Origin of the sequence: Agriterribacter sp. (genome assembly GCF_035497235.1) — a bacterium.
Lineage (GTDB): Bacteria > Bacteroidota > Bacteroidia > Chitinophagales > Chitinophagaceae > Agriterribacter.
Genome location: NZ_DATJEB010000049.1, coordinates 135,065 through 155,439 on the forward strand (window position 1 = coordinate 135,065; position 20,375 = coordinate 155,439).

The 20,375-nt window shown below is 44.1% G+C and carries 14 protein-coding genes; 9 read left to right on the plus strand and 5 right to left on the minus strand.

The annotated features are described in order from the left end of the window. Positions 1-112 precede the first annotated feature (112 nt). Both VL121_RS16740 and VL121_RS16745 read left to right on the plus strand, forming a co-directional pair. The gene (locus VL121_RS16740; protein ID WP_325407452.1) at positions 113-1,255 is read left to right on the plus strand and encodes an efflux RND transporter periplasmic adaptor subunit; all 1,143 of its coding nucleotides are present in this window, start codon (positions 113-115) and stop codon (positions 1,253-1,255) included. A 174-nt stretch (positions 1,256-1,429) separates the two neighbouring features. Beyond that, a complete protein-coding gene (locus tag VL121_RS16745) occupies positions 1,430-4,624 on the plus strand; it encodes an efflux RND transporter permease subunit (RefSeq protein ID WP_325407454.1) in 3,195 nt (1,064 codons plus the stop codon). Positions 4,625-5,012: 388 nt separating this feature from the next. On the opposite strand, the gene VL121_RS16750 is transcribed toward VL121_RS16745, so the two are convergent. After that, the gene (locus tag VL121_RS16750; protein WP_325407456.1) at positions 5,013-5,882 is read right to left on the minus strand and encodes a serine hydrolase; all 870 of its coding nucleotides are present in this window, start codon (positions 5,880-5,882) and stop codon (positions 5,013-5,015) included. Between the two features lie 715 nt (positions 5,883-6,597). On the opposite strand from VL121_RS16750, the gene VL121_RS21740 reads away from it, so the two are divergent. The 7 genes from VL121_RS21740 to VL121_RS16785 all read left to right on the plus strand — a co-directional run bounded on the left by VL121_RS21740 (position 6,598) and on the right by VL121_RS16785 (position 14,509). Further along, a complete protein-coding gene (locus tag VL121_RS21740) occupies positions 6,598-6,777 on the plus strand; it encodes a type II toxin-antitoxin system RelE/ParE family toxin (RefSeq protein WP_325407547.1) in 180 nt (59 codons plus the stop codon). A 2-nt stretch (positions 6,778-6,779) separates the two neighbouring features. After that, positions 6,780-7,100 carry a helix-turn-helix domain-containing protein gene (locus VL121_RS16760; protein ID WP_325407458.1) on the plus strand — a complete coding sequence of 107 codons (321 nt, stop codon included), beginning with the start codon at positions 6,780-6,782 and terminating at the stop codon, positions 7,098-7,100. A gap of 506 nt (positions 7,101-7,606) precedes the next feature. Next, a complete protein-coding gene (locus tag VL121_RS16765; protein ID WP_325407460.1) occupies positions 7,607-8,719 on the plus strand; it encodes a DUF262 domain-containing protein in 1,113 nt (370 codons plus the stop codon). 3 nt (positions 8,720-8,722) lie between these two features. Continuing rightward, complete coding sequence (locus VL121_RS16770) at positions 8,723-9,214, plus strand: HEPN domain-containing protein (RefSeq protein WP_325407462.1); 492 nt, start codon at positions 8,723-8,725, stop codon at positions 9,212-9,214. Between the two features lie 270 nt (positions 9,215-9,484). Next, on the plus strand, positions 9,485-10,447 hold the full coding sequence (locus VL121_RS16775) for an SGNH/GDSL hydrolase family protein (protein WP_325407464.1): 963 nt from the start codon (positions 9,485-9,487) through the stop codon (positions 10,445-10,447). 13 nt (positions 10,448-10,460) lie between these two features. Further along, positions 10,461-13,541 carry a PVC-type heme-binding CxxCH protein gene (locus VL121_RS16780; protein ID WP_325407466.1) on the plus strand — a complete coding sequence of 1,027 codons (3,081 nt, stop codon included), beginning with the start codon at positions 10,461-10,463 and terminating at the stop codon, positions 13,539-13,541. 125 nt (positions 13,542-13,666) lie between these two features. Beyond that, entirely contained in the window at positions 13,667-14,509 is an 843-nt protein-coding gene (locus tag VL121_RS16785; RefSeq protein WP_325407468.1) for a HEAT repeat domain-containing protein, read from the plus strand. Positions 14,510-14,521: 12 nt separating this feature from the next. Here VL121_RS16785 and abc-f read toward each other — a convergent pair whose 3' ends face one another. From abc-f to VL121_RS16805, 4 genes are all read right to left on the minus strand, one after another. After that, positions 14,522-16,114, minus strand: a complete 1,593-nt coding sequence (gene abc-f, locus VL121_RS16790; RefSeq protein WP_325407470.1) for a ribosomal protection-like ABC-F family protein — start codon at positions 16,112-16,114, stop codon at positions 14,522-14,524. A gap of 633 nt (positions 16,115-16,747) precedes the next feature. After that, positions 16,748-17,287, minus strand: coding sequence for a hypothetical protein (locus VL121_RS16795; RefSeq protein WP_325407473.1), 540 nt, complete (start codon positions 17,285-17,287; stop codon positions 16,748-16,750). A gap of 97 nt (positions 17,288-17,384) precedes the next feature. Beyond that, a complete protein-coding gene (locus VL121_RS16800; RefSeq protein WP_325407475.1) occupies positions 17,385-17,966 on the minus strand; it encodes a pentapeptide repeat-containing protein in 582 nt (193 codons plus the stop codon). Between the two features lie 194 nt (positions 17,967-18,160). Beyond that, positions 18,161-20,359: a phosphocholine-specific phospholipase C gene (locus VL121_RS16805; RefSeq protein WP_325407477.1), complete on the minus strand. Its 2,199-nt coding sequence runs from the start codon at positions 20,357-20,359 to the stop codon at positions 18,161-18,163. Between the last annotated feature and the right edge of the window lie 16 nt (positions 20,360-20,375).

The following is a 20,375-nucleotide window of genomic DNA, read 5'->3' on the forward strand; positions in this document are numbered from 1 at the left end:
GCCACGCTGCTTCAATATTGAGGAGTTTTAACAGGGTTAAAGTGGTGAGAGATTTTTAGAATCTGCATTTTATTGGTTCTTATGATTTTTAAAAATATAATTTAATAGTTCAATGATATATAAATCTATAGTAGCTTATTCCACGATTGGGGTTTCCTTATTCATAATGTCGTGCGGCGCGGGGCAGCAGCAAAAGCAGCAGGGACCTCCGCCTCCCGTACCTGTAGCCGTTACGGAAGCCAGGGTTAGTAATGCGGTGTATTACGATGGGTATCCGGGTATTGTTACCGCGCTTAACCAGGTAGAGCTGCGGCCCCAGGTGAGCGGTTATATTACCGGTATTTACTTTAAGGATGGCGACAGGGTAAGGAAAGGGCAAAGGCTATATACCATAGATCAGCAGGTATACAGTGCCAATGTGCAGCAGGCGCAGGCTAATTTGCAGGTACAGGAAACCAATTTGGTGAAAGCGCAAAAAGACGCCGACAGGTATCATGAGTTGGACAGGCAGGATGCCATAGCCAAACAACAGGTAGATTACGCTGATGCCGCGCTGGAAGCCGCGAAGAAGCAGGTAGAAGCCGCACGGGCAGGCGTAAACGCCGTGCAGTCGAATGTGCATTTTGCTACCCTGTTTGCACCCTTCGATGGCACCATAGGTATTTCGCAGGTGAAAACAGGTACAGCGGTAGTGGCCGGACAAAGTATCCTCAACGTGGTGTCAACCGACAACCCTATAGCGGTAGATTTTACCGTGGATCAGAAAGAGATATATCGCTTTTCGCAATTACAGCAGGATAAAAAGCGCCCCGGCGATTCTACTTTTACCATTGCTTTTGGAAAAGATATCTACCCGTATAAGGGGAGCATTAGTTTTATTGACAGGGCGGTGGACCCGCAAACAGGAACCATTAAAGTACGTTTGGTTTTTCCGAACGATAAGAAATGGCTAAAGGCTGGCATGAGTACTACGGTGAAGGTGTTGAATACCGCCGCGGAACAGTCGGTGCTGATACCTTATAAATCGGTGATTGAACAGTTGGGAGAGCACTTTGTATATGTAGTGGGCGACAGCAGTAAAGTAACGCAGCGTAAAATAAGCCTGAGCCGGCAGATAGGGCCGGATATCATTGTAAAAGACGGATTAGAAGCAGGTGAAAAAATTGTAGTGGAAGGTCTCCAGAACCTGAGAGAAGGCGCGGTAATTACCGCGGCTCCGGCTGGTGGGGCTGCTGCAGCTCAGCCAGGCAAATAAGGATTGGCGGGCACGGTTACAGAACGTACAAGTGTGCGACGCAACGAACGGTGAAAAGCGTTATAGCGCATAGTACAATAAAAAGCAATAATTGGTTACACCGGGTTAAGATAAGTGAAGCGGCAGATGGTTTGAAAGGGCATAGGATTTCCATATTTTTTTATAGCAAAGCGCATGATAGCAGAAACTTTTATAAAACGGCCGGTTACGGCAATCGTAATATCAATAGTAATTGTATTGGTTGGTATTATTTCAATGATCAATTTGCCTGTTGCCCAGTATCCCGATATTTCTCCGCCAACCGTGTCTATCTCCGGCAATTTTACAGGTGCGGATGCGCAAACCGTGGAGCAAACCACCACCACTGCCATTGAAACCCAGGTAAATGGTACGCCCGGGATGACCTATATGAGCAGTAACAGTACCAGCAGCGGGCAGAGCAGCATTACGGTGAATTTTGAAGTGGGCACCGATATTAATATTGCCACATTAGACGTGCAGAACAGGGTGAGCGTGGCGGAACCTACGCTGCCGGATGCCGTAAAGCGTTTGGGTCTTACCGTTAGAAAGCGGAACCCCAGCATTATGGTGGCGCTGGCCTTTTACTCGCCCAATGGTACACACGATTCGAAGTTCGTTGGTAACTATGTGAACCTCTATGTTAAGGATGCCATAACCCGTGTAAAAGGGGTGGGAGATGTATTTTCGCGTGCCGATGAATTTGGTATGCGTATATGGCTGAATCCCGAAAAGCTGGCTGCATTAAATATGACGCCTGCGGAAGTGAATGCCGCTTTGCAGGAACAGAACCTGCAGGTGGCGGCAGGTACGGTAGGCGGTAATCCGCAGCCGGGCGCGCAGGCCTTTGAATACAGTGTGCTCACCAACAGCCGCCTGAACCGGCTGGAAGATTTTGAAAACATTATTGTACGCACGCAGCCAAACGATGGCAGCATCGTTTACCTGAAAGATGTGGCGAGGGTGGAACTGGGCCGCTTTGACTATGGCATCAGTTCATTTGCCAACGGCAAGCCTGCCGCCTTCCTGCTCATATACCAGGCGCCGGGCGCCAATGCCATGGATACTTATGAGGGTGTGATGAAAACGCTGGAAGGGTTGAGAAAAAGCTTTCCAAAAGATATTGACTATATCGTTCCGCTCGAAACCGTTTCGGTGGTAAAAGCTTCTATCAATGAGGTAATGCTTACGCTGGTGGAAGCCATGATACTGGTGGTGCTGGTGGTGTTTTTATTTTTGCAGAACTGGCGCGCTACGCTTATTCCTGTACTGGCTATCCCGGTTTCGCTCATCGGTACTTTTATTTTATTTGGCCCCCTCGGCTTTACCATCAACACGCTCACCCTGTTTGCCTTTGTGCTGGCAATTGGCATTGTAGTGGATGATGCCATTGTGGTGGTGGAAGCGGTGCAGCATAATATTGATCATGAAAAAATGTCGCCTAAGGAAGCTACCCGCAAGGCGATGAAAGATATTTCGGCACCGGTAATTGCCATTGCGCTCATACTGGCAGCGGTATTTATACCGGTAGGTTTTATACCGGGTATTGTAGGAAGATTGTACCAGCAGTTTGCCATTACTATTGCCGTTTCTGTGCTTATCTCCGCATTTGTGGCTTTATCGCTTACTCCCGCTTTGTGCACCATCATGCTGAAACCTTCCAAACCTGCGGATGCGAAAAAGAACGGGCTTGAAAAATTCTTTGTATGGTTTAACAGCATATTTGGCAGGCTAACAACCGGGTATACCCTTAGCGTGGGTAAATGGATCAAAAGAACGCCTTATGTGCTGGTGATGCTGGCGGTACTTTTTGTGGGCTTATTTTTCCTTTTTAAAAGCAAACCAACAGGCTTTATTCCTATTGAAGATGAAGGCCGCTTGCTGGTTACCTATGAAATGCCTGAAGCCGCCTCTACCACACGCAGTGTGGAGATGCTGCGTACCATTGCGGAGCGTATCCGCCAGATACCGGAAGTAAAAGTAGCCGGCGGGTTGGCCGGACTGAATATCATCAGCTTTTCCACCAAATCTAATGCAGGTACGCTTTTTATAAGTCTTGAACCCTGGGATGAACGAAAGGGAGAAGGACAGCACGCGCAGGATGTGATGAATAAAATACGCGCCGCCACCGCCGATATTAAAGAAGCCAGGATACTGGTTATTGCGCCGCCTGCCATTCCGGGCTTAGGCGCTACATCGGGTTTCACATTTGAATTGCAGCAGATCAGCAGTACAGATGATATTAATACTTTTGAAAAAATTTCACGCGATTTCCTGGGTAAGGTAAACCAGCGGCCGGAAATAGCCATGGCCTATACTTTTTTTACCGCGCGTACACCCAGCTACCAGGTAGATGTGGACAGGGAGCAGGCAAAAAAATTGGGTGTATCTATTTCAGACGTGTACGGCACTTTGTCTACTTTCCTGGGAAGCAGCTATATCAATGATTTTAACCTGTATGGAAGGAACTTCCGTGTGATGACGCAGGCCGACAGCAGCTACAGGAGCTCACTGCATGGCATCGAAAAATTTTATGTGCGCAACAGCCAGGGAAATATGATACCGCTTGGTTCGCTGATGACTACCAGAACCATAGAAGCGCCCGCTGTAATATCGCACTACAACATTTACCGTACCATTGAAATTAATGGTTCACCGGCACCCGGCTATAGCAGCGGACAGGCTATTGAAGCCCTGAAGGAAGTAGCGGAAACGCTGCCTGCCGGTTATGGCTACGAATTTTCGGGCATGAGCCGGGAAGAAATAGCGGCGGGCAGCCAGCAGTCGCTCATTTTTGCCATCTCGTTAGTGTTTGTGTTCCTTTTCTTAGCGGCGTTGTATGAAAGCTGGTCGGTTCCTTTTTCGGTATTATTTGCTGTGCCTATCGGCGCCTTTGGGTCCATACTCACGCTGATATTCCTGCCCGGCTTGTCTAATAATATCTATGCGCAAATTGGGTTAATAACGCTGATAGGACTTGCCGCCAAGAACGCGATACTCATTGTGGAGTTCGCCAAGGAGCGGGTAGATCATGGTATTGATGTGGTGCATGCCACTTTACAGGCGGTGAGACTCCGTTTACGCCCGATCGTTATGACCTCGCTGGCATTTATACTGGGTGTGCTGCCGCTGGCCTTTGCTACCGGCGCGGCGGCGGAGAGCCGTAAAACCATTGGGTGGACGGTATTTGGCGGCATGTTGTCGGCCACTACATTGGCCATATTTGTAGTTCCGGTGTTGTTTGTGCTCATCACCAAACTTTCTTATGGAAGGAAACTCAGGAAACTGAAAGAACAATCCATACAGGAAGAAGCTATTGATAAAGCTATTCTTGACGGAAGGATAGGATAGGAGCAGGACATCTACTGCCGCCTTCTTATATAACATTTAAAAAACTGAATTTCGGCAGATGGTTGAACTGTATGCCTGCAGCAGACTTCCTGCTGTTGAAATCACAGTAGTGCCAAAGCTACATCAGGGAACCCACCGGAAAACGGGAAGTATTCGTTTTCCGGCGCCCGCCCCCGTCCGACTGGCACCATCCGGGCCAACAAACGATGTTCAGTCGGGCGGGGATTTTGGTTACTTTTTCCGCAAAAAGTAACGAAGAAAAAAAAGTCTGATAGCATATATTGGCTTTGAGGGTAATAGTTACTATTTTGAAAGGAACAATCAATTACCAGTTAACTTTTGTAAAGTCTATATCTATAATTTCGGCCTATATGCCTAATCCTATAAATTATTTACCATTATAATATTCCCACAGGAGCGCTGATATTTTTTTCGTCATTATCCATGCTTCATTGTTTTCATCCCAGCTTTGGTCTTTATTGTTTTTGGTGAATATGCTGAAGATATAAGGATTCTTTTTCCCGTTCACATACAGCACTTCATTGCGGCTCTCATCCACAGCGCCGGTTTTATCCGCTGCAAAAACACCGGCCGGGATCTGCGACAACGCCTGCTCGTCCCAATATTGCCGGCCAAGTAAGCGGAGCATTCTGTCGCTTGCTGCCTTGCTGTATATTTCACCGCGAACGATCTTTTCCATAATGCCGGCTATCTCACGTGGTGATGATTGTCCCCAGCCGTATATGCGCCTGTTTTCTTCTCTGCCTGCTGTTCGGCTGTTTACCCTTGTGGAAGTATAGCCTAAGCTGTCTACGATCTCGTTGATCCTTGTTCCGGAACCCGCAATCTTTTGCAGCCACAGGCTGGCGCAGTTGTCGCTGATGGTGATCATCAGCATCATTACCTTACTCAGTTCAATGGTAGCGCTGTCTTTAAAACGAGAAAGGATATCATCCCCTTCATCATAAAAAAGTGAATCCCTGTACATGAGGCGCTGGTGATAATTCAGTTCGCCCGTTTCTATTTTTTGCATGATGCCCAGCAGGATGGGGATCTTAACTATGCTGGCCGTGGGAAATACCGTGTCGGCGTTGAGGTAGGCCACTTTGTTGTGCTTCAGATCGTGCACGTATATACCTGCGGTGCCATTAAAGCCTCTAACTGCCTCGGCTATGCGGCTTTGTAATTTTTTATCAACCTGCTGTGCATGTGCTGAACAGATGCATACGGTGAGTAAAATGGTTGTGGCAATTCTCATATCATGAATGTAATGATTTTTTTGAAAAACGGTTTTTTAGGGTGAAATACAAAGCATCAAGAACCAAATGACAAGAACCAAATAAAACCTACCTGTGGGCAGGCAGGACTGTCTGCCGGAGCGGATAAAAATTCAAACTTCAAATTCAGGATAGGTACGCACCATTCAATCTTAACCTTCAGGTAAAGCAGTTGTCCTGCGACTTGTTAAAAAATGAATAATTTCGAAAGGCATATCTATCCGAACCCTGATAACGCCCAATAATCAGCCCGTTTCGTATTCCGGGTTTAATTTTATTTGAGCGCTGTAGTAAAGGGAATCCTATTGTTAATAGCCGTTTGTAAGAACTTAGAAACGACTATAAGTATATGTAAGTGATTAGAAGTATTTGTAAATAAAATGGGTTGCGTAAAGCAATGAGTTGTGCCTCAGCATTTCCGACTATCCTCCAAGACATCAACAGACGAAAACCATACCCCTTTCCAGCGTTTGACAGGAAACACTTGTTTCCCAATTGGGAAATTTGCATCTTTGACGAAAATTGCGAATGAGGTCAAACTTTGACATTGAATTATTGCCCGAAGCAATTGAGTTTTTAGAGAACCTTGACGACAAAACGAGAGAGAAAATTTATTACAATATCAAGAAAGCTCAATTTGTGAATGACAATGAACTCTTTAAAAAACTTAATGACTTCATTTGAGAATTCAGGACTCTGTATAACAGCAAGGCTTACCGACTTTTTTCATTTTGGGACACAACAAACGGAAAGGAAATTTTGGTTGTGGCGACACACGGAATTTTGAAAAAGACACAGAAAACGCCACCGAAAGAAATTAAGAAAGCAGAAGAGATTAGAAAGCAATATTTAAACAACAAGACAAAAAATAAATAGTTATGGCAAATAAATTTAAAACGGTTTCGCTTGACACAATGATTGACAAACATATTGGCAAACGTGGAACTGAAAAACGTGAGGCGTTTGAAAATGAGTTGAGAATTGACTTGTTAGGACAAGCTATTAAACAAGCCAGACAAGAACGTAACCTGACACAAGAACAATTAGGCGACCTTGTTGGAGTTCAAAAGGCTCAAATTTCTAAAATTGAGAACAGCGTAAAAAATGCACGATTTGAAACCATTCTAAAAGTGTTTGACGCTTTGGGTGCGAAAGTGAATTTTAACGTGGAACTGAATAACAAAAAATTGGCTTACTGACAAATATGCCGAACGCACAACAGCGGTTTGGCAATATGGTGGGGCAACGAATATATCCCCGGCTTTCTGTTGGTTAGTCAGCTTCGATTTCGTCGGACTAATAACACCAGGCTACAGAATAAACTTTTGTGTCTTTACACGGTTTTCGCGGCCAATCGAATGTGTATTGGTTAGAACCCGGGAGAAATTTTAAAGCTGCTATTTTATCAAAGTCCATTGCCGGGGAATTACCAGCATAAGCCCAGCAAAAACTTTTTCGATTCTAAAAATAAATGAATAGGTTTGATAACCTTTTCAATCCGCACCATATATAACCCCAATATTCCACCCGTTTAATATTCCGGTTTATAATTTTATTTGAGCGCAGAAGTAGAGGGGATGCTATTGTTAATAACCGTTTATAAGCGCTTAAAAACGACTATAAGCATTTGTAAGAGCTTAGAAGTATTTGTAAATGAAAGAGGTTGTGCAAAGCAATGCGTAGCCAACCTTAAACAGCATTCATCATGACAGGAAAAGTACAATCAATCAAAGAAGAAGAGAATGATTTTTACTCTGACGATGACCTATTTAAAATTTCATCGTGGGGTGCAGACCTTTCTTTTAGAGAACTTATCCAACGTTACGAAGATAATGAATTGGTGAAGCCTGAACTTCAAAGAAAATACGTTTGGGATAAGACTGAAGCATCACGATTTATCGACTCCTTATTATTAGGATTGCCAGTTCCAAGCATTTTTCTTGCAAAAACTCCTGACGAAAAATTATTAATTATAGACGGCTATCAACGTATTATGACTGTCTATGATTATGTCCGCGGCATTTTTGCAGGCGACAATAAAGTATTCAAATTATCAAGGTCAGAAAAAATAAATTCCAAATGGCGTGGGAGAGCCTTTTCAGAATTAACGGACACGGAACAAAGAAAAATACGAAACACAACGATACATGCCATTATATTCTTGCAGCAACATCCAACCGGAGATGATACAAGTTTGTTCCAAGTATTTGAAAGAATTAATACCAGCGGTAGGACATTGATGCCACAAGAAATAAGGAATTGCGTTTATCAGGGAAGTTTCAATACTCTTCTTTTTGAACTCAATAAGTTGCCAAATTGGAGAACTCTGTTTGGCTCAACGGAAGAAGACCAACGGATGAGAGATATTGAATTTATTCTTAGATTTTTTGCATTAAATAGCCCCGAATTTGAAGCACTCACACAAGACAATATCTCTTTGAAAAAATTCCTAAATCAATTCATGGGGAAATTCCCAAACTTATCGGAGGCTCAAGTAACAGATTACAGAAACAGGTTTACTAATTGTATAAATTTTATTTATCAGAATATTGGCGAAAACGCATTTAATAATATTTCTAGCACTATTCCAGGAAAATTTTCACCAAACTTTAGTCCTACGATTTTTGATTCAATAACTATCGCAACAGACCAACTTACGCAAGCAGGATTTAACTTTCAAACAGCAACCATTCAGGATAACAGAAATGAATTGCTCCATGACGAGGAATACAAGTTTTCTATAACAAAGGAAACTATGAGAAAGGAAGCAATTCAAAATAGAATACAGAAAGTTAAAACCTTACTTTATAAAGCGTAAGCGATGAATAATAGCGATGTACAATTATTGCTGACTAATTGCGACACTGAACTTACGCATATAGACACAATAATAACCGAACATGGGGGAACAAATTTAATTGTACCATATCTTAATAAATATTCTGTAATAAAATCATGCGGCACAATTGAAATTGCATTCAAAACTTTAATCGCTGATTTCTGTAGCAAAAGAAGTAAACCCCAAGTCAAGAACTTTTTGAACAAACGAGTTCGGGAAAATTCAGCAAATCCTTCATATAGTCGAATACTGCAAATATTGGCTGAGTTTGATGGCAACTGGGTTTCTACTTTTAAAACCCAAATGCAAGCATTAGTAAATTATAACAGTATCACCAGTTCTATACAATCACTTGTAGATGCAAGAAATGATTTTGCACACGGCGGAAATCCAACTATAACATTTGCTGACATAAAGAACTATTTTGACGAAGCAAAACAACTAATTGTGACACTCGACAATGTGATTGGGTAAAAGCTGCCTACAACAAAAGTTAATCTTTATACTTTTTGTGTCGCGCCGGGGTCTGCATTCAAGCAGTAGAGATAGCTATGCGACCCCGGCGCTAAGATAAGCATTTACAACCCCCAATTCTAAACCCATCGAATTCGACGGGTTTAGAAAGCATGCAGCAACATGTTGGTTAATATCTTAGATTAATCTGTTAATATTACAGACCTGTTGACACGATAAAAATGATTAATTTGAAGCCTGGCGAAAGCTTAGAAAAATATTTAGATAATCATGCAATGTTCCATTTTCAATAAACTGTTTCATACCCCTTTTATATCCAGCTTTTTTTACGCCGGTATAGGAATAATGCTACTGGCCGGCGGCTGTAAAACACCGGGCAGCCCAAAACTAGAACTTAAAAATAATGATGTGGTGGTTTTTACAGGGGCCACCAACATGGCCAACTTTCGTAAGAGCGGTTACTTGGAAACCTTATTGATCGCTGCCAACCCCGGCAAAGACCTGCATTTCCGCAATATGGCCTGGGAAGGAGATGTAGCGGCAGAGCAATATCGTGAAACAGGTTTTGGGGGATGGGAAAGCAACTTAGACAGTGTTCGTTGCGATGTATTGTTTGTTCAGTTCGGTCAGATGGAGTCTATACAGGGAGAAGATTCTCTGCCGGGATTTATACGTGACTACAAGCGCCTGCTGGATAGCGCCCGCAAAGGTGGCAGGAAGATCGTTGTTGTCTCTCCTGTTCCATTCGAAGCCCAAGCGCTTAAATTATCCGGAAAACGGGCAGAAAGCATACCTGTTGTTCAGGCGCCTGTAGATAAATATGCCGGGGCCATTAAACAGATGGCCGAAGAGGAGGGTTATGTGTATGTAGATTTATTTCGCCAAATGAAAGTGCACAGTTTAAGTGAACGCTATACTACAGATGGTATACGGCTTACTGCAAAGGCGCAACAACTGGCGGCAACGCTTATTATGAAGGAGTTGAATCTGCCTTCTGTTTACAAAGCCGCTTATGAGCCTTTGCGCAAACAGGTACAGAGCATGAATAGTTTGTGGTTCCAATATTGGAGGGCAGGTAACTGGGCATTTATTTACGGCAGTGAATTGGTGCAACCCTTCAGCCGCGATTGGAAGGACAGGAACCACAGGATATTGCCGGAAGAAAGAACGGCGCTGGAATCATATCTCAAAAAAGCGGAGCAACACATTCGGGAGGAAAGCGACAAATTATAACCTAAAAGCATACATGAATCATATCCCCAAAACAACCGGATCAAAAAATAACCGGATGCTGTGTTTCCGCATTGTAACGCTGATATTGCTGGCTGCAACAATTTGCACCGGCTCCTGCAAACAACCGGGGCAGGCTCCCGTGCCCGGTAAGCAAAAGACCGTGGAAATACCTGATCCTGTACCGACACAAAATATCATGTCGGTAGCGCCATCGGAAACAGACAATTCGGTTGAAGCGGAGCTGGCGTCTTTTAAAGTTGCCGATGGCTACAAAATAGAATTGTACGCATCAGAATCGCTGGGTATCGCCAACCCGGTAGCGATGCGCTGGGATGAACGCGGCAGGCTTTGGGTTTTATGTACCACCACCTATCCCCACCCGGAACTGGGGAAGAAGCCCAACGATAAGCTTTATATTTTGGAAGACAGCAATAACGATGGAATAGCGGATACATCAGGCGTGTTTGCCGACAGCCTGAACATTCCACTTGGCTTTGAGCTCGGTCATGGCGGCGTATATATGGGGCAACAAACGGAGCTGGTATTCCTTGAAGATACCGACAATGATGGAAAAGCCGACAAACGGTCGGTGATCTTTTCCGGGTTCGGCACCGGCGATCTCCACCAAACGATCAATTCATTTACCTGGAGCCCGGACGGCGATTTGTTTTTTTCGCAGGGTCATAATATCTACAGCCGTATTGAAACGCCCTGGGGAATAAAACGGCAAAACCGGGCGGGGATATGGAGATACCGTCCGTCTACAGGTAAGCTGGATAATTTCTTCGACTGGTCTACTGCAAGCGTTAACCCCTGGGGAATGAATTTTGACGATTGGGGCAATATGTTTCACAAAGCCAATGATCCGCCGCTGTATTATTCGGTTCCGGGATTAATTGAAAACTCCAAACGTACCTACCTGCCCGAAATCGGAAGCCTTGAGATCAAAGGTTCAGGCCTCGCGATTGTTCGCTCCCAACACATGCCTGAAAACCTGCAGGGAGATTTTATAATGGCCGGCTATTACAATAACCGGGTAGAACGTATGAAGGTAAGTGACGATGCTTCAGGATTTAAAGCCCGGCTAATTGAACCGCTGGTCATATCCGCCAGCAGAAGCTTTCGCCCGGTAGAAGTGCATATGGGACCTGATGGTGCGATTTATGTATTGGACTGGTATGATCCGATCATCGGTCATTACCAGGCATCTTTGCGGCACCCCGACAGAGATAAGCTGCGTGGCCGTATATGGCGCATTACAGCCAAAGGCAGACCGCTTATAAAGCCGCCGCAACTGGCAGGCCAGCCTGTTGCCGAACTCCTTAACCATCTGAAGTCACGCGAATTCTGGGTACGCTACCAGGTAAAACGGTTGCTTGCCGCCGCTCCTGAGGATACGGTTATTGCTGCAGTGAATGCATGGATCCAAAAGCTTGATCCGAAAAATATCGCATACGAGCATCACCTGGTGGAAGCAGCGGGTGTGCTCGAAAGTCACGATACCGTGAATGAAAGCCTCGTTACCCGTTTGATGAAGGCAAAACAACCCGGCGCAAGAGCGTATGCGGCGCAGGTAATTTCAAAGTGGTATGATCGTATGGCGGATCCGCTGCATGCGCTTCGCATGTTGGTAAACGATAGCAACCCACGGGTAAGACTACACGCGCTGGTAGCTTTAAGTTATATAAACGAAGGACAGTCCATAGCGATAGCTGCTGAAATATTCGATCACCCCACAGATAAGTTCATTCGCTATGCGTGGGAAAAAACAGTATACGCGCTGCGTCCTGTGTGGGAAAAAGTTTTGCGCGAAGGAAATATTCGTTTCAGCAAACCCGCTCACCTGGCCCACGTCATTGCCGACGACCCGCCAGCCTGGTTTCCTGCAAACCAGCTTACTGAACTGATAGCGTTAAAAGAGGTACCGGCAACAGAAAAAACAGGGTTGTTGCTGGCCTTGGCGCAGGCAGACAGCGGCGCTTATGTAGAGGACGTAATTAAACGCGGAACCGAATTAAAAGACGCGGTATTGCTTGACAAATTATCGGCTCTCGGTCCTCAGCCGCTTTCAGATATGGCTGCAGGTTATTTAACGGAAGTGCTGAATGCGGCAAATGGAACGCCGCTTAAATTAGCTGTAATGAAACTGCTGAAGCACTGGCAGATCAAACAGGCGGGTGCTACGGTCGGTCATCTTGTGCAAAACAAATCGCAGGAGGTTGAAATCCGTGCTGCAGCTATACAAGTTTTCGCGCAATTGGAAGGGGTCAGTGCCGTATCGTTGTTAAAAACACAGGTGAGTACCGGAAACAATCCCCGTGAAATAAGACTGGCAGCGCTTAAAAGTCTGAGTGGACTGGATTTAAACCTGGCGACCCGTCTTACGGTGGATGAAATACAGCGATCAGCAAAAACGGTTGGGGAAATGCTGGCGATCATTTCACCTGTTATAGAACAACAGGGAGGTGTTGCATTGATCACAAGCCAGATAAAAGAACAAACCATTTCTGCTGAGGCTGCCGGGCTTATGCTGGAAGCATTGGCCAATAAGGGAACGGAAGCGCCGGGTTTACGAGCGCAGTTAAATACAATTGCCGGAAGGGTGTCTACCGTTCCTGGCGGTTACGATAGTGATTATATAAGTCAATTGATAAAATTAGTAAAGGAAAGGGGTGATGCATCACGTGGAGAGCAGTTGTACCTGGGCATGCCCTCCTGTGCTTCCTGTCATACCATTAATGGAAAAGGCGGGCATATTGGCCCCAATCTTTCTGCGCTGGGCAGAGGTTTGTCACCGGAGGAAATAGCCATTGAGGTATTGTGGCCCTCGCAAAACATCAAAGAAGGTTATAGCCGCGTAACGGCAGAAACAGCTAACGGGGAAATCATACAGGGCATCAAACTGGCTGAAGATGCGGACAATATCCAAATTAAAACGGCCACCAGGGGAAATGTGAGTGTCAGCAAAAAATTGCTGAAACATTTTGAAGAGGATGGTTCATTAATGCCCGGTGGTTTGTTAGATGGCACCGGAAGGGAAGAGTTGGCTGATATCATCAAATATTTAAGCATGCTGGGGCGGGAGAAAAAATAGTGTTACGGCAAATCGCCTATAGAATGGTGTGAATAGTTGTAAAAAAAATAAAGTATTCCAATTTTAACAGCGAAAGAATACATAAACCGGAAATAACGAAGTCGTTCAACCGTCAGGTGCGAAAAATGCGGGCAGACGCAAAATGTTCGTCAACAAAGAGAAGAAAAAGTATTAAAGAAATTATAGGAAAAATAATGGCATTCTATGATTTATCAAAGCAAGAACGCATACATGTTGTTGCAAAAATGAGCAACGATATTTTAAATGAAATTGAAAGTGGAAAGTTTAAAAACACTTTCTCATATTTTTCAAACGAAGATACCTACATAAGAAAATCAGCTTACTTATCTGTTGGGCGACTTTATTTTAACAATAAAACATTACAGTCAAAAATCATTCAAATGCTTGATGTATTCCTGTTGCAGGATGATTTTAAGATACGGCAAACGGTTATTAATGCAGCAGGGGAAATTGGTAAAAGAGATTTTGGAACTGTACAGCATTTTTTTGATAAGGGTTTGTTTGATACACATCATTCTCCACGAAATGCGGTTATTGGTTCTGTCAAAAAAATGGGAGAAGTAAACCCGGAACCGGTATTAAGTTGGTCTAAAAAGTACCTGCACCATTCGGACAAAGAAATTCGAAGGGAAATTTGCCACGGAATTGAGCTTCGGGGAAGAAGGTTTCCGCAAGACATATTGCCACTTTTACAAGAGTTGCAACACGATACAACCGCAAGGGTTCGCAACACTTTGATTCACGTTATCGGGCAAATTGCTTATAAAAAAGGTTGCTTAAAAATTGTAATAGCGCATCTTAACAATTGGGACAATAAAGCACTTGTTGCGGAGGCCCTGGAAGAAATCATTGACGTTCACTACCGCTATCGGAATTTTTCCGCGATGACACAAAACGAAGCAAGACAATACATTGCGGGAAACTATCAACCTCATCAGGATAGATAACATGCATGGGAGCTACTCCAAGTGGATTACCTGCTTCGCATTTATTTGCTCTAAAAAATATTCATCGTGCGAAATAACGATAAGTGTACCCTGGTACTCGTTGATTGCTCCCGTTAATATTTCAGTATTCTGAATATCTAAATTGTTAGTGGGTTCATCTAATAGGATCATGTCCGGCGACTGGTTGCTTATAATCAGGCAACAGAGCATCAGCCGCATTTTCTCTCCGCCGCTTAAAGCGCTGCAGGGTTTATCCCAATCTTCTTTTGTAAACAAAAACCTTGCGAGCCTGATTTTTATTTCATGTTCCTGTAATGCAGATGTGTTGTATTGCTGCACCTGTTCGTAAATACTAAGGCGATTGTCAATCAATGAATAATCCTGGTCAAGATAAACCGGTTGGTTGTCTGCCCTGTAAACCGTTCCTGTTTGCGATTCTAATTTCCCCAGGATTATTTTTATCAAAGTTGTTTTACCCGATCCGTTTAATCCCTTCAGTGCAATTCGTTCACCGCTTGTGATCTGAAAACTTAAAGCCTGCTGCCAAAGCAACTGGTTGCTGTAACCGAAATTGATGGCGGTTGCCGTAAATAATATTTTTCCTTTATGCAAAGCGGCATCATCAAAGCCCAGTTTCATTTTGTCTGTATCCGGCAGCGCTGCCCGCAATGCCTGTAGTTCCTGTGCAATGCCCCCTGTTTTTTCGGCATGCACACTTTTTAAACGGGCGGTGCTTTTTTCTGCATTATTCTTAAACGTATTCATGGATATGGTTGGCAGCCCTGCTTTTTCCTGCTTCTTCTTTCCACGGGCATCTAACCGTTGTTGCTTTTCAACCGTTTCCCTCTCTTTTTCCTTGGCTTTTCGCAATGCTTTTTCCTTGCTTTTCACATCCTGGTTCAGCGCATTATTTTCTATCCGCTTTTGCGCTGTATAAAATTCATAATTGCCACCATACATCGTTATTCCGCGTTTGTCTAATTCATAAACAGTGTCCAAAAGATTCAATAATTTTCTATCGTGACTTACTACAACCAGGGTGCCTGACGTGGATTGAATAAAGTTATACAGCAATTGCCTGCCTGCTGTATCCAAATGGTTGCTGGGCTCATCTAATAAAATAAATGCAGGCTGATGAATAAAAATGCCCGCAAGAAAAACTTTTGTTTTTTCGCCACCACTCAGCGTTTCCATTTTCTGGCTTATATCCAAATCCCCCAGCTTCCAGTAGTTCAGGGCTTCCCGGCAGCGTTCTTCAATTGTCCAGTCTTCATCAAGCAAAGCCAGGTTTGCTTCCGTAACGTTGCCGTTAAGAATTGATTTTAAAGCGTTAAGCTTATCTTCTATCCGCAGCGCCTGTGCAATGGTCAGATGATTGTATTGCCCAAAAATTTGAGGAACATAATAAGGCATGGCATCCACTTTTAATAATCCACCAGATGGTTGCCATTCGCCTGCAATGATTTTGAGTAACGTAGACTTTCCTGTACCATTGTTGCCAACCACGGCAACTTTATTACGATCGCTGACCGTAAAATTAATGTTGTCAAACAACAGGTCTTTGCCGGGATGTATATAAGTGAGATTTTGCAGAATAAGCATCATTTCTTTCTTTAAGCATGAATAACCATAGCGAACCGCTTTACGGTCCTGCTATCTGTTTTGTTCGAAAGAAATTACATTTTACATTTAATCTGCCTGCTTTGCTGATGCCTGCAAATATACTGTTTTCTAAATTTAAGCCCGAAGCGGAACCTCACCCCGCCCGACTGAACATCGTTCGGGCGGGGTCTTTCCCTCTCCCCGCAGCGGCGAGGGACGGTGCTTAATGACAATGCCCGTCCGACCGCGCCATCCGGGCGGGCTAAGCATAGGTTCTTCCATTTCAACTATTGAATAAAAGTGAACAAAGCTGTAGCTGACTACTGATCTGATAGCTGTTAAATCCGGGGTGAATACAAAAGAACCAGGAAGCAAATAAATACAGATGGTTCGTTCCTCACCATGACAATACAAGAGTGTACAACGGTTCGTTCCTCACCATGACTGCTATAATCCGAAGCCTGAATTTAGAAATTCGGGGCTGCTTTGAGCAATCGGCTTTGAGCCACGGGTAATACAAGAAGAAGTATTTATCCTGTCATTAGCAGTTACCCACCGATAGCTGACACCTGTCGGGCTGAATGCCATTTAATATGCAAGGTCTATTTCAATATCATATTTTTTAAAAAACCCCGCTTACCTGCCCCTCACCTTATCCACCTGGTGTTTGAGCAGGTACACCTGAAAGCCAATGGTCATAGCAAAACCACCACTACCATCGAACCCTTTAAGCTTACTGTGATTATATCCCAGCAAGGCATCCAGGGAAACCTGGTCATTCAAAAAAATTGCCGCGCCGCCGCCTAAAAAATAGTTGATTCCCTGTTCTGTATTTTTTGATATATGGGTTTTAACCTGCCTGTTCAGGTAATTGAAAACGCCGTGAACGAAAGGGCGAACATTGGCTTGTGTAAAATAATACCTTGCAAAAGGCCCGATCCTGAAATCGGTAGCTTTATTATCGCCGACTTTGGAATAATCAAACCCCACGTTTCCACCAATCGCCAGGTTTTGGAGAATGAAAATTCCTGTATTGGGCGTAAAACCGATTGCCGTGGTATTTTTTTCTGTGTTCAGGCGGAAATTTCCACCTGCCATCCAATCGCCTTTCCCGGTTTGCGCATTAACAATAAAAAGAGAAGAAACAAGCAGTTGAGTTAGTATGGTTTTTTTCATATTAATAGGTTTTTGATACGAACAAAGTTAAACAAAGCCGCATACCCGAAAAAATTCTATTCACCTGTTGTTGGAGATTATAACAAAGTTGTGTTTCTTAATGCGCAGGGTCTATCTCAATATCATATTTATCCAAAAGTCCCGGAATACCTGAAAGTGAGAACCTTGTTTTTTTAATACGATTTACTTCCGGATCAATAGAATAATGATAAGAACTGCGGAAGTCAGCTTTCTCCAGTATACTGTTCTCGAACTTCGCATCGGTAAAATCACATTTATCAAAAACAGATTGGGTTAAATCGCATTCCGTAAAATCCACTTCTTTGAGTTGTGTATTTTTAAAAAGCGTTTTTTTAATCTTGGCCTTATAAAAAGAAGAATGACTGAGGTTGCAATTATCAAAGCTGAATGATAAACCAAACTGGCTGCAGTTTTCAAAATGAAGGCCCAGCATTTTACAGTCGGTGAATTGTATATCCCTGAATGCGGCTCCTGCAAGATGTGCCATACTGAGGTTACAGCCTTTAAATGTGCATTCTAAAAACCGTATATCATTAAGCCCGGTATTGGAAAAATCGCAGCCAGTAAAACTACAGTTTTCATATTCGCCTTTGGCCAATGCATGTTGTGTAAAATCTTTTTTATCAAATGTTTTGTCCTGTAGGAGTGATTCTTCCATGCCGGTTGTTTAATATTTTGTAGTGTATAGATGGAAATAACAAGAATAGAACCTGAGGGCCGTGGCGGATGCAAATACTAAATCCGAAGCTTGAAACCCGAAATCCGAAAAGAAGAACCAAATAACAAAACACAAGAACCAAATAAAATTAAAACATCAAATTCGAAGCGAAATTCAATCTCAAATTTTCAATTTCAAATTTCAAATCTTCCAATTCCCATTGCCGGATCACTGATACCCGGTTTTCCCGTTTCCACTCTTCCGGCAAACCGGTGCAGGTAGCCGTTACCCGACTGAACAGAAAAATCATACCAGTTGCCACTTTTGTCCAGCAGCCACTCCTCTTTTTTTGTTTTTCCGGCTACAAGCTGAAATGGCTGAGGCACATCATATCCATAGGCATTGTCCACGATATTTATATCAATCACAACGTTATGGGGGTTGCGCATCTTAACCAGTATGCCGCCTTTTATATGATTATACTTAAGTGTAATTTCAGGCTCCTGTGCCTCTGTATTACCCGTAAACTTGTGAAAATATCCATTGGTTCCATACACTTCAAGGTCATAAGCATCATTGTCTTGCGATACATCCCATTCATCGGCCAGCAACTTGCCGGCTTCTACAGTATAACGGCGTGGGATACGCGCTAAATGCTTAAGGTCATACACATGGTATACCGCACCGGCCTTGCCGTCATTATCAAATATCAGCCTGATCTTATGTTCCTGCTTCAACACCTCAAAACGGGTATGCAGGCGATAAGGCAGCGCTCTTGAAAAGCGACTTCCCTTTTCCTGGTAAAGCGGGGAGGGCGTTTCGGGAGCCACAGCTTTGGGCAGCAATTTTGAAGCTTCATCGAGGGCTGCATGATTGGCCGTTTCCGGCATTTTGGGAAATGCGGGATTGTTGGGCGTTTCAAAATCAAAGGCTGATAGCAGGTCGCTGCATACAGCGCGGTGCCAGGGGCTGATTGCCGGAATGGTAACACCAAAACGTTTTTCAATGAACTGTCCTACCGAAGTATGATCAGCCACCTGCGAATCTACCCATCCTCCCTTACTCCATGGTGAAATAATATACATTGGTACACGGGGTCCCAATCCCCACGGGCGTATATTGCCGCTGATGGTATCTCTTTTATCCTGGTACGTTCGTGTTTTAACCGGGCCTCCTTTGCTCATTTCTTCTGCAAAATAAGGATTCGGAAATTTGGATGTGCCTTTGTCATTGTTGAAATACATCCCCGCCAAATCAAGTGTGGACTTACCGGCCAGTGTATTATCTAAATTATAGGAAGGCACAGCAGGCGCCGGCAGGTGATCAAAAAGCCCATCGTTCTCATCAAAGGTTAAAAAGAAAACGGTTTTGCTCCATACTTCGGGGTTGGAGGTAATGGCGGTTAAAATTTCGTGTGTAAAATCTGCACCCCGGTACGGACTGGAAGGTGCGCCGGGATGTTCGGAATCTATTTGTTTGGGTAGTATCCAGCTTACCTCTGGGAGCGTATTGTTTTTTACATCGTTTGCGAGTTGCTGCAGCGACCAGTGCCGCATGCCGTTTTCGTAAATGGGTGAACCGGGTTTAGCGGTTCGGAAGCTTTCAAAGGCCAGGCAGCCATGCATAGCGCCGCTCCAGTTATCGTTGGGATCCTGGTAAATGCGCCAGCTAATCCCTGCCTTTTCCAATACATCGGGAATGGTGGGCCACCTCAATGCATTGCCGCGATAGGTATAACCGGGATCGGGCATTTTATTGTTGATCCAGCAGCGGAGGTTTACCGGTTCTGAATCTTCATCGGTACAATTGATGCCGGCTGCTCTTTTTTCAGGATTGAAATTACTGCCCGACCAGAATACGATCCGGTTGGGATCTGTACCGGTTGCCACGGAGCAATGATGCGCATCGCAAATGGTGAATGATTCGGCCAATGCATATTGAAACGGAATTTCCTCCCTTGTATAGTAAGCCATGGAGTAGGGCGTTTTATACATCGGCCAGAAGCCGTACTTTCCCTGGTTCCATGCCGCCTGCATATCCGGGAAGTCGTGCGGTGTGCCATTGATGAGCGCTGCATTGGAAGTTTTTTTGCTGGCATGATAAGGAGGAATAATTTTCTTTCCATCCGACTGCGAAAATGCCCGTTCCCCGCTTTCCAGCGGAATAGGAAAACGGTCGCCAAAACCTCTTACGCCACGCATTGTACCAAAATAATGATCGAAGGAGCGGTTTTCCTGCATGAGAATTACGATATGTTTTACATCGCGGATTGACCGGCTGGCATTATAAGCTTCTACCGCCAGCGCTTTTTGCAGCCATGTTGACCATATAGCAGTAGCGGCAGTTGCTCCTGCCGACATTTTAATGAATTTTCTCCTGTTAAGATTGGACATTTAGTGATTGGTTGAG

Coding starts and splice junctions, on each gene's coding strand:
- VL121_RS16740 (WP_325407452.1), top strand. CDS start 113: ATGATATATAAATCTATAGTAGCTTATTCCACGATTGGGGTTTCCTTA.
- VL121_RS16745 (WP_325407454.1), top strand. CDS start 1,430: ATGATAGCAGAAACTTTTATAAAACGGCCGGTTACGGCAATCGTAATA.
- VL121_RS16750 (WP_325407456.1), bottom strand. CDS start 5,882: ATGAGAATTGCCACAACCATTTTACTCACCGTATGCATCTGTTCAGCA.
- VL121_RS16760 (WP_325407458.1), top strand. CDS start 6,780: ATGGCAAATAAATTTAAAACGGTTTCGCTTGACACAATGATTGACAAA.
- VL121_RS16765 (WP_325407460.1), top strand. CDS start 7,607: ATGACAGGAAAAGTACAATCAATCAAAGAAGAAGAGAATGATTTTTAC.
- VL121_RS16770 (WP_325407462.1), top strand. CDS start 8,723: ATGAATAATAGCGATGTACAATTATTGCTGACTAATTGCGACACTGAA.
- VL121_RS16775 (WP_325407464.1), top strand. CDS start 9,485: ATGCAATGTTCCATTTTCAATAAACTGTTTCATACCCCTTTTATATCC.
- VL121_RS16780 (WP_325407466.1), top strand. CDS start 10,461: ATGAATCATATCCCCAAAACAACCGGATCAAAAAATAACCGGATGCTG.
- VL121_RS16785 (WP_325407468.1), top strand. CDS start 13,667: ATGCGGGCAGACGCAAAATGTTCGTCAACAAAGAGAAGAAAAAGTATT.
- abc-f (WP_325407470.1), bottom strand. CDS start 16,114: ATGATGCTTATTCTGCAAAATCTCACTTATATACATCCCGGCAAAGAC.
- VL121_RS16795 (WP_325407473.1), bottom strand. CDS start 17,287: ATGAAAAAAACCATACTAACTCAACTGCTTGTTTCTTCTCTTTTTATT.
- VL121_RS16800 (WP_325407475.1), bottom strand. CDS start 17,966: ATGGAAGAATCACTCCTACAGGACAAAACATTTGATAAAAAAGATTTT.
- VL121_RS16805 (WP_325407477.1), bottom strand. CDS start 20,359: ATGTCCAATCTTAACAGGAGAAAATTCATTAAAATGTCGGCAGGAGCA.